The organism is Halobacillus trueperi (assembly GCF_003386945.1).
Lineage (GTDB): Bacteria > Bacillota > Bacilli > Bacillales > Halobacillaceae > Halobacillus > Halobacillus aidingensis.
Map to the genome: position 1 here is coordinate 215,102 of NZ_QUAE01000001.1, position 15,083 is coordinate 230,184.

The 15,083-nt window shown below is 38.9% G+C and carries 18 protein-coding genes; 16 read left to right on the forward strand and 2 right to left on the reverse strand.

The annotated features are described in order from the left end of the window. The first annotated feature begins 48 nt into the window (after nt 1-48). From DYE48_RS01130 to DYE48_RS01195, 16 genes are all read left to right on the forward strand, one after another. Nucleotides 49-531 (forward strand): DUF2975 domain-containing protein, encoded by a 483-nt coding sequence (locus DYE48_RS01130; protein WP_115822023.1) that lies wholly within the window; start codon nt 49-51, stop codon nt 529-531. 10 nt (nt 532-541) lie between these two features. After that, nucleotides 542-754, forward strand: coding sequence for a helix-turn-helix domain-containing protein (locus DYE48_RS01135; protein WP_089650949.1), 213 nt, complete (start codon nt 542-544; stop codon nt 752-754). A 10-nt stretch (nt 755-764) separates the two neighbouring features. Then, the gene (locus DYE48_RS01140; protein ID WP_115822024.1) at nt 765-1,604 is read left to right on the forward strand and encodes a DUF817 domain-containing protein; all 840 of its coding nucleotides are present in this window, start codon (nt 765-767) and stop codon (nt 1,602-1,604) included. 57 nt (nt 1,605-1,661) lie between these two features. Further along, nucleotides 1,662-2,021, forward strand: coding sequence for a hypothetical protein (locus DYE48_RS01145; protein ID WP_115822025.1), 360 nt, complete (start codon nt 1,662-1,664; stop codon nt 2,019-2,021). 211 nt (nt 2,022-2,232) lie between these two features. Then, a complete protein-coding gene (locus DYE48_RS01150) occupies nt 2,233-4,194 on the forward strand; it encodes a phospholipase D-like domain-containing protein (RefSeq protein ID WP_244199341.1) in 1,962 nt (653 codons plus the stop codon). A gap of 166 nt (nt 4,195-4,360) precedes the next feature. Continuing rightward, a complete protein-coding gene (locus DYE48_RS01155) occupies nt 4,361-4,798 on the forward strand; it encodes a cell wall hydrolase (protein ID WP_115822260.1) in 438 nt (145 codons plus the stop codon). Nucleotides 4,799-5,120: 322 nt separating this feature from the next. Beyond that, a complete protein-coding gene (locus tag DYE48_RS21055) occupies nt 5,121-5,297 on the forward strand; it encodes a hypothetical protein (protein ID WP_167449415.1) in 177 nt (58 codons plus the stop codon). A 37-nt stretch (nt 5,298-5,334) separates the two neighbouring features. Continuing rightward, on the forward strand, nt 5,335-5,514 hold the full coding sequence (locus DYE48_RS01160) for a hypothetical protein (RefSeq protein WP_115822027.1): 180 nt from the start codon (nt 5,335-5,337) through the stop codon (nt 5,512-5,514). A 97-nt stretch (nt 5,515-5,611) separates the two neighbouring features. Further along, nucleotides 5,612-6,055, forward strand: coding sequence for a GNAT family N-acetyltransferase (locus DYE48_RS01165; protein WP_115822028.1), 444 nt, complete (start codon nt 5,612-5,614; stop codon nt 6,053-6,055). A 138-nt stretch (nt 6,056-6,193) separates the two neighbouring features. Next, nucleotides 6,194-6,493, forward strand: a complete 300-nt coding sequence (locus tag DYE48_RS01170; protein WP_115822029.1) for a hypothetical protein — start codon at nt 6,194-6,196, stop codon at nt 6,491-6,493. Nucleotides 6,494-6,991: 498 nt separating this feature from the next. Next, nucleotides 6,992-8,074: a mechanosensitive ion channel family protein gene (locus DYE48_RS01175; protein ID WP_115822030.1), complete on the forward strand. Its 1,083-nt coding sequence runs from the start codon at nt 6,992-6,994 to the stop codon at nt 8,072-8,074. 525 nt (nt 8,075-8,599) lie between these two features. After that, nucleotides 8,600-9,451: an alpha/beta fold hydrolase gene (locus tag DYE48_RS01180; RefSeq protein WP_167449416.1), complete on the forward strand. Its 852-nt coding sequence runs from the start codon at nt 8,600-8,602 to the stop codon at nt 9,449-9,451. Between the two features lie 352 nt (nt 9,452-9,803). Beyond that, a complete protein-coding gene (locus DYE48_RS21060; RefSeq protein WP_014641938.1) occupies nt 9,804-9,959 on the forward strand; it encodes a hypothetical protein in 156 nt (51 codons plus the stop codon). Nucleotides 9,960-10,154: 195 nt separating this feature from the next. Further along, nucleotides 10,155-10,670 carry a hypothetical protein gene (locus DYE48_RS01185; RefSeq protein ID WP_115822032.1) on the forward strand — a complete coding sequence of 172 codons (516 nt, stop codon included), beginning with the start codon at nt 10,155-10,157 and terminating at the stop codon, nt 10,668-10,670. Nucleotides 10,671-11,316: 646 nt separating this feature from the next. Then, complete coding sequence (locus tag DYE48_RS01190; RefSeq protein ID WP_115822033.1) at nt 11,317-12,201, forward strand: alpha/beta hydrolase family protein; 885 nt, start codon at nt 11,317-11,319, stop codon at nt 12,199-12,201. Between the two features lie 169 nt (nt 12,202-12,370). Continuing rightward, the gene (locus DYE48_RS01195; protein ID WP_115822034.1) at nt 12,371-13,123 is read left to right on the forward strand and encodes a metallophosphoesterase family protein; all 753 of its coding nucleotides are present in this window, start codon (nt 12,371-12,373) and stop codon (nt 13,121-13,123) included. Between the two features lie 478 nt (nt 13,124-13,601). Here the strand turns inward: DYE48_RS01195 and DYE48_RS01200 are convergent, their stop codons facing one another. After that, nucleotides 13,602-14,003: a hypothetical protein gene (locus DYE48_RS01200; protein ID WP_341865604.1), complete on the reverse strand. Its 402-nt coding sequence runs from the start codon at nt 14,001-14,003 to the stop codon at nt 13,602-13,604. Between the two features lie 52 nt (nt 14,004-14,055). Then, on the reverse strand, nt 14,056-15,066 hold the full coding sequence (locus DYE48_RS01205) for a DUF3231 family protein (RefSeq protein WP_115822035.1): 1,011 nt from the start codon (nt 15,064-15,066) through the stop codon (nt 14,056-14,058). Between the last annotated feature and the right edge of the window lie 17 nt (nt 15,067-15,083).

A 15,083-nucleotide genomic window follows, 5' to 3' on the forward strand; every position in this document is an offset into this window, starting at 1 on the left:
AATGTGGAGGTATGATGGAAAAAGATATTAGGAAATGAGGTGCTTTTTATGAAACGTGGATCGACACTCTTTTTGAAGCTGGCTGTCTTTTTGATTGGTCTGCCGGTACTTGCACTGTGTATATTTTTTGTTCCTGAGTTTGCGGAATTTACCGGCGTTCTTCTTTCCGATTTTCCAGTCATCGAACCGGTTGTCTTCATTTATATGTATCTAACAGCCGTCCCTTTTTACATGGCGCTGTATCAAGCGTTTAAGCTGCTGACCTATATTGACAGGAATCAGGCATTCTCCGATTTATCGGTCAAAGCATTGAGAGTGATCAAATTTTGTGCGATCACCATCAGCGTTCTTTACGTTGTACTTATGCCGGTGATCTATACGGTCGCTGAAATTGATGACGCTCCTGGTCTGATAATGATTGGGATGATCATCATCTTCGCTTCCGCGGTCATTGCTGTTTTTGCTGCTGTCCTGCAAAGACTGCTGCAAGAAGCGATAACCATCAAATCTGAAAATGATCTTACGGTCTGAGGTGATCAACATGGCGATTATTATCAACATTGATGTGATGCTTGCGAAAAGGAAAATGAGCGTGACCGAGCTTTCCGAGAAGGTCGGGATTACGATGGCGAACCTCTCTATTTTGAAAAATGGCAAGGCGAAGGCCGTCCGTTTTTCTACCTTGGAGGCGATTTGTAAGGCACTCGATTGTCAGCCGGGGGACATTTTGGAATATCAGGAAGACGAAGATTAGGAGGGGTCAGATGCGAGCGGTGAAACAGCTCTTACTCTTTGGCTGGGAACAGGCATGGTCCTGTTTGTTTCCAGTCGTTATTTTCGCTTCTTTGGCGATTACCAAATGGGTGCCGATGCCCTTCTTGCCGAGGTATGACTGGCTGCTTATCATTTGTCTCTTCATGCAGTGGTGGATGGTACGCGCAGGACTTGAAACACGGGATGAACTGAAGGTGATTTCGTTGTTTCACGTGATCGGACTTGCGCTTGAACTTTTCAAGGTCCATATGGGTTCCTGGTCCTATCCGGAAGAAGGCTATTCAAAAGTGTTCGGCGTCCCCTTGTATAGTGGGTTCATGTATGCCAGTGTTGCGAGTTACCTTTGCCAGGCTTGGAGAAGGCTGAAGGTGGAGCTGGTCCGGTGGCCGTCTTCCTGGCTCGTCGTTCCTCTGGCGTCTGCTATTTATTTGAATTTCTTCACCCATCATTATTGGATGGACATCCGCTGGTGGTTATCAGGGCTTGTGATTCTCGTTTTTTGGAAAGCATGGGTTCGATACGAAGTGAACGGCACGCGTTACCGGATGCCGCTCGCGCTATCGTTTGTGCTGATCGGATTTTTCATATGGGTCGCAGAAAATATCGCGACTTATTTCAGCGCATGGGAATACCCGAACCAGGCTGAAGCATGGAGTCTTGTTCATCTAGGAAAAGTGAGTTCTTGGCTCTTGTTAGTGATTGTGAGTTTTCTAATCGTAGCAACCTTGAAGCGAGTGAAGAAAGGTTCTGATGAGAGTCGTAGCTTCAGAGGTGAGGAGAGCAGTCCGAAGGTGCAAGGACGTTTTGGAAGTGGAAAGTTATATTCTTGAAGGTGTGCGATCCTCCGTGATATGACCTTTGTTCGTCATGGAAAGGAGAGGGATAGTTTGGGTATATCTGTGATAGTGCTGGTTTTCTTTGCGATCGTAGGAATCCTTATGGTGGTCGTCTCTTCCCTTATAGTGAAAAAACAAGGGAGAGGGCCTTTGCCGTATAAGAGGTCTTTGAGTATCGGGGGCATACTTCTTGTCCACTGGGTTTTATGGTTATCTGGCTTTTATGCTTTGCTACCTGTGAGAGTTGCAGACGCCATTTTTCTTCCGGTATGGTTCGTGTTATGTGCTTTTGGTGTTGTTTTTGCAGGATTAGAGTTTAAGAATAATGCCGCTTTCGCTATTCCTCTAGCCGGTTTTACTTTTGTCAGCTTTGTCTTTGCCCTCTTTATGGAAGGGTTGTCTCAGATGTAATACATATGAAGACGGCTGGATGAACCAGCCGTTATTTTTTTGATTAAAAAGTAAAAATGAGGAAGATTTATGTATCCTGGGTTTCATCAATTCCTCAGTTAATCAGGTCCATTGATTCGTTTATTGTAAATGATCCGTAAATTCTGAATTCATCCCCTTCATTTATGGTACGTTGAGAATTGTGAGAAAAAAGTGAATGGGGGATGGAAACGTGAAAGGGTGGAAAACAGGATTTATAGGTGTACTTATTTTTGTGTTAGGGTGGACGAGTATTCCTGTGTCGCAGGTGACAGAGGCAGCAGGGACGAATGATGTGGTCATTAACGAAGTGGCCTGGATGGGGACAGATGTAAGTTATAACGATGAGTGGATCGAACTTCACAATCCGACCGGTTCAGATATATCTCTGGAGGGATGGTCACTAAATGCAACGGACGGGTCTCCACAAATTTCGTTAAATGGCACGATTCCTGCCGGAGGGTATTACTTACTCGAACGAACGGATGATTCTACCGTTACGGCTGTTGATGCCGACTTGATTTACACAGGTTCTATGAGTAACACAGGTGAGGTGCTTGAGCTGAGTGATGGTACACAAGTCATTGATGCTGTGGATGCTTGGTATGCAGGTGATAATAACACGAAAGCCACGATGGAACGGATCGATCCGCTATCGGAGGGGACCGACTCTTCAAACTGGCGTACAGCAACCGATACATATTCAGAAGGACTTGGGACTCCTTCCGCCAGCTTTTCCGTACCATCAGAAGGATGTTCTACATCAGATGAAAAATTGAACAACGTGAGCGAGTCAGCAGGGAGCATCAATGTATACTTTAACAAATGCGCCTATGATGATTACGCGACTTCCGGAAACGAAGCCAACTATAACGTGAACTTAGAAGACCGGTTAATCCATCGCATCAATCAGGCGACGACGTCAATCGATCTTGCTACCTATGAAATCAACTTACCAGGCATCATTGATGCACTGATGGCCAAAGCGGCTGAAGGGGTCGACGTCCGAGTCATTGCGGATGCGAAAGATGGCAGTGACCCTCACTATGCAGAACGTTATCAAACAATGCGTTTGTATGTGGAAAAATTGGTGCGTGGACAGGACAATGTCTTAGGAACAAGCGATGATACGACGGTATTTTCTGATTCCATCATGTTCGCTGTGGGAGATCAGGCGCTGCGGGAACAGTACGGACTTCCGACATCAACGAATGGAATGGAAGAAGTGACCGTTGAAGTCGGGAGTGGAACAGAGACCGGATACAAGCTTGCTGATGCAGAACAAAAAGAAGAAGGCAGTTACTACTCTCCAGGACAACAGATGCATAACAAATTTGCAGTCATTGATGGAACATGGGTATTCACAGGAAGCTGGAATTTCACCGTTACCGGTTTATATGGATCAGAGGAAAATATGCAGAATGATGTCCTTGGTGGCAATACCCAGCATGTTGTGGAATTGAATTCTGCAGCCCTTGCTGACGTATTCAAAACCGAGTTTGATGAAATGTGGGGAAGCGCTACTCTGAATCCGGACCCGGCTGTTTCGAATTACCATGGTCGTAAAGTGGACAACACCCTTCATACCGTGGATGTAGGTGGAAAAGAAGTGAATGTCTACTTTTCTGCAGGTGATGATGCTGTTGGACAAATGACTTCCTATGTGAAAAATGAGGCGGATTACAGCAGTTATTTTTCGATCTTTGCATGGAGTGACCAGGCCCTTGTCGATGAATTGAAATACAAGTGGGAAGGCTCGTACAACGACTTGGAAGGGAGTTTGACAGGCTTTGATGTGCGCGGTGTTTTTGACCAGAGCTTCTGGAACCAATGGTGGTCGGCTTCCATTGAAATGACCGGCCGTACGGCAAGCCAATCATCAACAAATAACCCTAATGTACGATGGAATCATGCCGCTCCCGTTTATGAAGATGCGGAAGATCGTAAAATGCACGCGAAGACGATGTTGATTGATGCCACCCATCCGTCTAGTGATCCGACTGCGATTGTCGGGTCAACGAATTGGAGCACGAACGGAAATGATATCAACGATGAAAACATGTTGTTTATCCATGATGAAGAAGTAACGAATCAATTTTTACAAGAGTTTTATGCCCGGTATGAGGCACCCGGAGGAGAGGTTCCCACTCCTTAAATGGTTTGTGATAGAGGTTCCCCAGCTTTTACGAGCCAGGGGACTTTTTTCATCTATTCTCTAATACTCGGATTCTATGACTCAGCGAAGCCGTCCGTAGGGGATCCCTTCCTAAATCATGACATCAACCCAGCTTTTTTTCATACAATATGTTGGGGTGAGTAAAATGGCGAGAGTGAAATATACAGATTCAGATGTGGCTCTGATGGCGCGGATGATGCGGGCAGAGGCCGTGGGGGAAGGAAAACAGGGAATGTTGTACGTCGGCAACGTCATTGTAAACCGTGCGGCAGCGGACTGCCTGGACTTTACGGATGTAAGGACGATCCGGGATGTCATTTTTCAAGTCCAGGGAGGGAATTATTCTTTTGAAGCGGTCCAGAAAGGGAATCTTTTTTATAACCGGGCGAGGTCTACTGAGAAAAGATTAGCCGAAAAGAATCTGAAGTTCTGGAGGATGCACCCAGCGAAGTATGCGTTATGGTATTTCAATCCGTATGCCGAATGCCCGCCGACATGGTACGGTCAACAGCTGACAGGCAGATATAAAAATCACTGTTATTACGAACCTGTAGCTGGGACATGTGCCAGTGTTTATATTTAATGAAGCTGTTTTCAGGAGTTATAGAAAGGTATGTTAAAAAGCGCAATCCTGTCGGGGTGCGCTTTTTTAGTGCCCCTTGAGTATTGGGAAGGGTTTTGAAATAATTGGATGCAAGTCTTTTATATATCTTCCTTAAGTTAAGAAGGGTGATTTGGAACTCCATCTTAGCTGTTTGCATGAACCAATGGGGAGGCGATTGGCAGGATTAACAAAGGCTTTGAAAGTTATAGGAGAAAAGGGATCGCATACATAGGCATCGATTTGATGTCAGTTTAGCTATAATTAGTTGATTCCCTCACTTAATCATTTCACGGAGGTTTATATGTCTGAAGAACGAGAGAAAGAAATTCTAGATGAAATTCAAAAAATGAATAAGAAGTTAGATGAGATCCATGAATCTAAGGGGATATCTACTCCTGTTTTATACGCCATCGGAATTCTAGGCTTCCTATTGTTAGCCCCTATTTTGGTGGACTTGATTATTCCTTTGATCAATTAAGGAGACTGGAAAAATAAAAAGGAGAGGTGTAGAAGACATGAATATGAAGTCAGCTGTTCTACTGCTTTTTGGCGTGCTGTTTGGTTTAATTCTAGCCAACATGTTCACCCACAGTAATTTTGATGGCAGCCAGTTGCTATTGACAGTGATCGGCGGCGTTTTCGGGTACGGGATCGTCATTCTTTTTGTAAAGAAGAGGCAGGGGAAAAGAAATTAGGTTCATCCATGTCCTTTAACTCTCATTAAATGTCCTTTAACCAAGTGTTCTAATCGTACGAAGGAATGCGGTACAATTGTTTTAAGGAGTGAGTCCAATGGATTTTGAGTTCAGGCCGATCAAGGTGGAAGATGTGAAACAAATTGATTCATGGAATTATGATGGCCTCGTAGAAAAAGTGGAAATGGCGCCTTATTTTGAATCACTCAAGCAAACAGGGAAGTTGCAAGGTCCTGGTGGCTATGAAGGATATGCTGCCTTTCATGAAAACGAAGTGGTTGGTTTGTTCGAATTCGATGTGAATGGAAGGATCATGGAGATCGGATTAGCATTGAGGCCGGATTGGATTGGGAAAGGAATAGGTGCAACCTATGTAAACCAGGGTATAGCTTTTGGTATGCATCATTATCACGAAGACGTTAATGAAATACGGCTAGAAGTGGATGAACAAAACAAAGCAGCCATCCGTGTCTATGAAAAAATCGGTTTTAAGAGAAAAACACAAAAGGACCGGAATGTTGAGATGCGAATGGTCTTGTAAGAGTTTCCTACCAAGAAATGGGCAAACCTGCCAATGTGGGTTTGCCTTTTTTTATTATCAAATACTATGGAACACTTTTCCTGCATTCAAAGGGTTCGATCTTTGATAGCATGGCCCTTGAGAAAAGGTGGGAAAAACATGGATGCGTTTCTATTCATTCTTAAATATTTGATGCAGGGCTCACTAATTATCGGAGGAGCTCTGTTGACCTATTGGTTTCAATACACAGATGAAGGAAAAAGAAACTGGGAAAGAAAAATAAAGAGATTAAACGGGGAGACTTCTGGTCGTAAAGGGCAAGGAGGGTCTATGAAAAAGGCGAGGGATATCATACGTTTCCTAAAAGAGGTTTCTTTATTATTGAAAATTTCCCTCAGCCTGTTTGGGATCTTTTTTGTTTCATTACTACTTATGGGGGTTGTCGCATTTTTTCGCTAGCATGAGGTTATAGAGAGATTCATTTATACTACAGGAAAAAAGATTGGTGAAAGAATAGAATGACTGATCTGCATCGTAATTATAAAAATAGAAAAGGAAGATTTCTTAGGTTTTTAGATGGCTTGCTTGAGGGATGTGTGGGAATTGGATGTTTATTCCCATTGATTAGCTGTGCCTCTTTAGGTGCGATCTCGGTATGGATATATTAATCGAAAGGAATAAAAAGGATGAACGTAAGGAGCGTTCATCCTTTTTATATGATTTCTAATCGTAAGATACACCCTTATCCTGCTTCTCGGTAATAATCACCAATGGTCGGCACAGTATTCGGGTCGAGCCAAAGGACATCCGGATCAAACGGTCCTTTCGCAACTCCGGTGGTCTGCGTCACGGAGAAGTTTAAAGGTACGATGGAATAAGTCTGATGTTCGAAAATTCTTCTGTGAGGGAATAGAGATTAGAAGGGAAGGATTTTACATTTGTATGGAGTGAATGATTATGTCTACCAATCTTTTTAATGAGTGGCCCTGGCAGGATATTGTTATGGTTGCGGGTTTTATAGTATTTCTTTTCTTGACACGCTGGATTGCGGGTGTCTTGATCAACCGGCTGTTTCGAGAAAAGGGAAGCGTTCAGAAAGCAGCTCTCTCCCTCATCAATTGGGTTGTGTTCAATGGCCTGCTTTTATTTGTGATTTTCTATTTTTCTGATTCGGCCTGGCTGTTGTACCCTCTCTTCACCATAGGCCAAGTAGATATTACGTTATTTCTGATCATTATTGCTGTCCTGATCATTACCTTCGCCTATAGACTTTCAAAAATCTTAAATGAGCATTTGCTGCCATTTTTCTTCGAACGTCACCATTTAGATAAAGGCATCCAGTTCACCATGGAGCGGGTGGTGCATTATGTCATCATGGTTGTCGCGGTCTTAGTCAGCTTGACGACTGTGGGTATCGATTTGAGTGCCCTTACTGTATTCGCCGGGGTCTTAGGAGTAGGTATCGGTTTTGGTATGCAAAACATCGCCTCCAACTTCATCTCAGGATTGATCCTCCTCTTTGAACGTCCAATAAAAGTAGGGGACCGCGTCCTCATTGACGACGTCATCGGTGATGTTGAAAAGATCAGTATGAGAGCGACGGTCGTCCGTACACTGGAGAATGAACACATCATCATTCCGAACTCCTATTTTTTAGAGGAAAAAGTAGTGAACCGTTCGTTTGCGGACCCGAGGCTCCGTCTGACGATTCCAATTGGGGTCGCCTATGGGACAGATGTTCAAAAGGTGAAAAGAATCCTTCTTGTGGTCGCCGAATTGGCTAGACAAGAGAACTCGTTCGTTCTGGAATCACCAGCCCCTTATGTGAATTTCAAAGGTTTCGGTGATTCGTCATTGGACTTTGAGCTGTTTCTCTGGATTTCCGACCCGAAAGAAGTCATTCGTATGAAAAGTGAGCTGAACTTCTCCATTTATGAGCAACTGAATGAAAACGGGATTGAAATTCCTTTTCCTCAAAGAGATTTGCACATCAAGTCTGCTCCTGAATCCTTGTTAAAAGGACATCAAGAGGACTCTTGAGCGATGTGTGACTTTAAGAATAAGCGTTCATTTAAAGAATGCTTATTCTTATTTTATGTGAAATTTTATCTTAAACTATTTTGGAACACATTCGTATATCTCGAAACTGAGTCTTTAAGTATTGGGCAGGTTAGTTGAAGACTCGGATTCGAGATAATTTGGAGAACCCTGGATTATAATCTTAAATTATACTAATGGCTAGGTATATAAACGAAGATACTTGAAGGCTCATCTGGTTAAGGCGGGTTAATTTCTTTGTATTTTTTATAGTTTATACCAAAATGAATCCATATTAAGGAAATGTGATAAAATTATTGATATAAAGGCGTTGAGTAGAGCATGAGGATAAAAATACATATTCATAAGTTAAATATCGGAGGAAGAGCTGAAGTTCGATAAGTTAATATTCGGATATTCATTTATTTATAAACTGTGTAGTTATATACACTTTTGGGAAATTTATATTGAATGTAAAGAATAATGCCTTATGACAAGAATACATTCTACAACATAGGGAGGGAGAACATGAGTGAGCATACTATCCAACTAAACGATGGGCGAAATCTAGGTTATGGAACCTATGGAGACACGTCAGGGAAGCCAGTTTTATATTTTCATGGTACTCCGGGTTGTAGGTTTGATGCAGAACTTTTTCATACATTAGCAATGAACAATCATATCCATCTAATTAGTGTTGAACGTCCGGGGTATGGTTTGTCTGACGAGAAATGCAGTTATACCTATATGGATTGGGTGAAAGATGTAAGAGAACTTATGAAGGAGCTTAAAATGGAGAAGGTTGACATAATTGGAGTCTCGGGAGGGGCACCTTATGCTCTATCTTGTGCAGAGCAACTCTGTTCTAAAATTGGAAGGGTAGCTATAGTATGTGGTTTGGTTCCCTTTGATTCAGAAGAAGCGCGAAAATCTATTGCGAAAGAAGATCAGATGTTAATGGATGCTGCGCAAAATACACCAGAACAAGTGGCGCCTGTAATCGAAAATATCCATAATAATCCACATAGGATGGTAGAAGAGGCGACAAGTAGTTTCACGGACTTTGATAAGAAAATTATTACTAACGAAGTGTTAGAGAAGTTTCCTAGAATTATTAAAGAAGCTACTAGGTCATCAGAGGGTATGATAAGTGATTATAAATTATTTGGACAGCCGTGGAACATAAACTTTAAAGACATAAATGTACCAGTATATTTTTGGAATGGAGACCTAGATCAATCAATTTCTGTAAAGGTTGCAAGTTCTTTTGCTGATCGCTTTAGAAAAGTAAAATTCAATTTAATTGAAGGAGCAGGTCATTTCGGCACTGCAGTAGTAGGTCCTGAGCGTGCAATCTTACTTCTTGCCAATGAAAAGTAATACTTTACTACTGGATACTTTTTATATTTAAAGAGCAAATAGTTTGCTTTAATCACAATTCATAAGTTTATTATTTTTAGCTATAGAATAATCGGACACTTTTCAAGAGTAAGAAGCATTAACGATTTTCCATAATAGGGGGCGATTGTTCAATAAGAACAATCGCTTTTTCGCTTATAGGTAGTATTGATGAATACTCAGCTTCGGGATAAATACGTCTATTGAATTGAAATTAGTAAAAGGATTGCTATTATTTACGTTGAATTTATAGAATTAGGGAATAGCATTGGGATGAAGAAATATTTAGATATTCATTGAACGTTTTTAACATGGGATTAAGGAGAATGATGCAATGAAATCAGTTGAAAAGAAAAGGAAGGTACAAAAAAAGTATCGAGAAGAATTAAGAAAGAAAAAAGAAGATGAACAATCCACCTTTTCAGTTGTTATAATTATTTCCATTTTCGTTATATTTATGGTCCTTAACGCTTATATTAAAAGCTTTTAATATTAAATTTAGTTAAATGAATGCGAGGTAAAGAAAAAAATTAATATTATCTTTAATTCAAGTATTCAAGTAATGGGGGCAATTGCTAAATAAGGTCCTACGTTGTTTAGACAATGCTAAAGTCAGAATTCATCTTAGTCTTTTAAAGGATATAATCGTTGATAAGAGGTACCTTAGTATTGAGGTGATCAACAAATGATTAAGTCTTTATTAGTACTAAGCTTAGTTCTTACACCACTACATAGTAATGTAGAGAGTGAGAATCCTCAGCCTTCAGATAACTGCATTAATTTAATGAAGGAAAGAGATGCGAAATTTAAGGACAGAGTTTTTGAGGACGTAATAAGTTCATCTGAGTATTTCAATAACTATGAACACGTCCATTATTTTACTTCCGATGATCTTTCTATGATCAATGCATTGTTGGGGAAAGAGAATACACAAATTGAAAGCTTAAGGAAATATTTTGCGGGTGTAGCCCAGGGAGAGCGCCGGCTTTACTACGTTTTGGACGATCCAACCCATAGAGCATTTATGTTATATAAAAATTTTTCTAATGAAAATGTCATGATTGAACTGAAGAGGGGAGAACAAGGTTGGGAGAAGGTCGATAAAACAGTACGTAAGGGGAAAGAAATTGAAATGGAAAGTTTAAGGTGTGAAGAGGAATTCCAGTTAGAAAGATTGTTAAATCAAATTTTCTCCCTTTGAAAAATCTGCCAGCTAAGAGGAGTTTTATACTCGAACTCAAATTAGATTATCTTGAATTCGAGTCTTTCACTAACGGGGGCTATTCTTAAAGAAGTAGTATTCATATCAATTGAAAAATGGAACCTCCTACATAGCTACTAGGGAGTTCCATTGTTTTTTATATATACAATTAAAAATCACCCAATAAAATAATCCTTATAATAAACAACCGTTGTGAAAAGGATATTATGGTATAAACAATAGCAGTATAAAATACTACGGTTGGGTTAAATTCTCGATTTTTCGCCTCCATTTTCATTCCAGTTCGGGCTTGTATACGCAACCTAACAGAATTGGTACCAAACATCCCTTTGAATTAAAGAACCACAGGATTGTTACGATAGCAATACCGATCAAAAAAGAATACTCAATAAAATCTCCACTGAAAAATATTGCTACTCCCCAATTTATTAGCAACATTGTACAAATAGTCCCCGTTGACCAAGCTATATTCTTTATTATCGTAATGACGTCCAAATGTTAATTTATAAAACTCATTAGTAACTTTACGAAAATAAAATCATAAAGTTTCAAATTTTCTGTCATATGTGAAACTTTTTGTCACTTTATACGTAAGTAAACAAACGCTGACGAGGTTGGTGGTTATATGAGGAGTAATCTACTATTAATTGCTATGGCGAGTGTGCTTTTATCGTTGATGGGGTGTTCATTCGAGGAAGAGGAAAAGCAAATTATTACCCAAGAAGAATTTATTCTTTCAGATACTTCTAATACCAAAAATGTAGAAGCGAAAAAAATAGAATATTTAAGTGATGGTTTAAAGGTTGTAGGATTTATTGTTAAACCCAAAAACATTCAAGAGGAACTTCCGTTGATGATTTACAATCGAGGTGGTAACAGAGAATTTGGTAAATTGGAAGAAAAAACACTCTCTTCTTATGTTTCCTACTGGGCAGCACAAGGATATGTTGTTCTTGCTTCACAATACCGAGGTAATGATGGTGGAGAAGGTAAAGAAGAATTTGGTGGTGCAGATATAAATGATGTTTTAAATTTGGTAGAGGTTGCAGAAGAGCTTCCTTATGTGGACCATAATAAAAAAGTTATGTTAGGAACTTCCAGAGGCGGAATGATGACATATCTTGCAATAAAAAATGATATTGATATTCAGGCCGCAGCAGTCGTGAGCGGTGTATCTGATTTAATCAATGTATACGAAGAAAGAGAATATGGAATGAAACTTGTGTTAGAGGATTTGGTAGGAAGTCTTAAAGAAAATGAAAGTGAATATGAAAAACGTTCAGCAGTTAATTGGGCTGATAAGATTGATGTGCCTACAATTATTATACACGGTACTAAAGATGAGAGAGTCCCCGTTGAACAAGCAAGAGATATAGCTGAAAAATTAAATAAATATGATAAAACATATAAATATATCGAGTATCCAAATGCAGACCACTCCAGAGGAAGTCATCATGAATCTTCGTCGAAAGAAATATTAGATTGGTTTGAACTCCATTTGAATAATTGACTACAGTTAGGCACGAGATGGAAATGTGTGGTGATTATATATCTAAAGGTGAATTTCAATTTATCTCGAAATCAAGTCTTCAACTATATGGGGCGATTGTTCAATATGATCGATCAGTTTCTCACTAAATAAACAGGGTTGTCTAAGATGAAACACTTAATTTTAAAAAATGGATGTGATTAAAATAGGTACTAATATTGCGATTATCGCTGATATTCATGGGAATAGTGCTGCATTAAAATCTGTTTTAGATAGCATTGATAAAGATAAGCAAATAGAACATATTTATTGTCTTGGTGATTTAATAGGTATTGGTCACGAAACAAATGAGGTTCTTGAATTATTGTTTTCACGTAACGATATAACCTTTGTTAAAGGAAATCATGATGAAGCTGTTTTAAGAATAATTGATGGGAAAGAACCAGGAAGTGTCGGTGAGGAAAGAGAGCATCATAATTGGATTGCATCAGGATTAGATAAGAAGTTCATTCCTAATTTGTTAAGCATGCCAGATATGCAATATGAGACGATAAACGGTAAAAACTTTTTGTTTGTTCATTATCATTTAAATGAGAAGGATCAGTTTTTACCTATTGATAATCAACCCACAACTGAAAAACTTGATGCAACATATGAAAATTGCGAAGCAGACGTTATCAGTTTTGGACACCATCATATTGTTCATCATTTTAGGTCAAACCAAAGACTTTACCTTAATCCAAGTTCATTAGGTTGTAACCACAAACCTGTTGCTCCCTATGTTAAATTGCATGTCGGATCAAATGAACAAGTAGATGTTTCTTTTATTGAAGTTCCTTATGATAATAAAGACTTTTTACTTTCGTATGAAAAGTTTCATGTGCCTGCAAAAGAATTTATATTAAAGGTATTTCATGGAGAACAGCACTTACAATATGTCTAAGTCTTAGTTAAGGTTTCAGTGTTAGGGTTATAAATATCTCGAATCCGAGTCTTACATAAACGGGGGCAATTCCTAGTTAACGTTGCTTCTGTTAAAAAATAAATAATGTCCTCGCAACCTAGGGGGCTTGCTCCTGTAATTCTTTTACAGACTTATGGGACAAGCCCACTTTCTTTCTAATCCAGCAAGTTTGTCAACACTAGGTAAAGTAACGATCATAATGTATGCTCGTGGAGAAATTAGGACCATTAATTTTCGCTTTTGCATTTGCCAGGCAATCCCCAGATATTATTCAATATCCCGAAGAAGATAATCACAGGTTAAGTTTGAAGGAATACTCATATAGACAAAAATTTTATAGACCAAGACGCTTAATTTTATATAAATTCTTCGAGTTGAATTATACAAAAAAATATACATAAATTTTGTATATCTTTGAATTGATACCAAAAAGTATCTTCTTTAGCTTTAAATATTTTTAATAATAATTGACCTTCAAATTTCCAAACACTATCCCAATAGGTAAGAATAGTATAGGTAGCCACATTGAACCCAAAAGAACACCACCAATTTTAAACGTTGATGAATAGATCAAACCAATTGTTATAAAAAATACAGAAAAGGCAAAGGGAATAAATGCATATGGTTCCTTTCCGTCCCCAGTATCTTTAAATGCATCCCACATAACAAACATATACAAACAAGGATAAAACATTAACCACTGATAATTTGTTTGTACAATAGCTTCCTTTATTTTTCCATGGAAACTTAAATAAATAACTTCATTAAAGTTTGATTTAACATTAATGAAAATTTCTAAAACAATAAACATAAAACCCTTTATTATCTTTCCGTTTAGGATTTGAGCAAAGCCAGGCAATGCAATACTCTAAAAAATTCCCTCAAGAACTTTGCTTTTATCCTCTACTATTTCATTTTTTGGATAGTTCATCACGGTCTAATGCCCGTGGCGGTGCTTCCATCCACCCATTTTTAATCATGATTTTAGCCCCGTCATCAGCGTATTTTAATATTTCCGCAACTAATCTGCTATACATAACGCCAATATCCCTTCTTGGACTCATGGACATGCTTCCTCCGTAATATCCTACACTAAGTGCAATTAAACTTGTTGTATAAAACATCATTTTCCTGTCAGAAAAAGTGTACGTAATAGAATCAGTAACCTCTGTATCCAATGTCATAGGACAAGGTAAATCACTTTCTTTTAGAAATGAACCAAATATTTCACAATGTTTATTTGCGATTTGCTTTCCTCTTAATAGGAATTGTGTTACTTCTTCATCCTGGGCAACTTGGCTATAACCAATTAGGGTGGCTGCCCCTAATGCGTTCCTTTGAAAGTTGGTATATAGGTTTGTGATTTCGGTACCTATAAGGGGTCTTTTATCTCTAAAAAAGCCTGCCAAAAAACTTTTCTGTTTTACAAAATCATATGATTCAGGTATTGGGAGATATGGTGACCTGATAAACAGACCCTTTGCCAATAATATATCATTCGTTTGTTTGATAAGGTTATCTGATTCACGTAAACACTGACTAAAAAAGCTATAAACATCTTCTCTTACTGCAACAGGTAAAGACATGCTATATGCATTTAAACCAATCTTACCCAATTGATTAACATTATTTAAATAATAAGTATCAGAAAACAACCTTGGTGCATTCACATCAACGTCTTCATTTAATTTAAAACCATGAGGAACAGGGTAACCTTCCCGAGTAAATATCTCTGTTATTGTGTTAACGTGCAATTGTGAAATGTCTAATGCATATTGAATAACAGATTTAATTTCAGTATCTTCTACTGTATTGAGATAATATTTTAAATGACAAATGGAACCACTGTCATTCATGTATGTAGCCCATAAATTTGATATCTCGGCCGATGTTAACTTGACGTTTTGTTGAATGAACTCCATTGTCTTCACTCCAAATC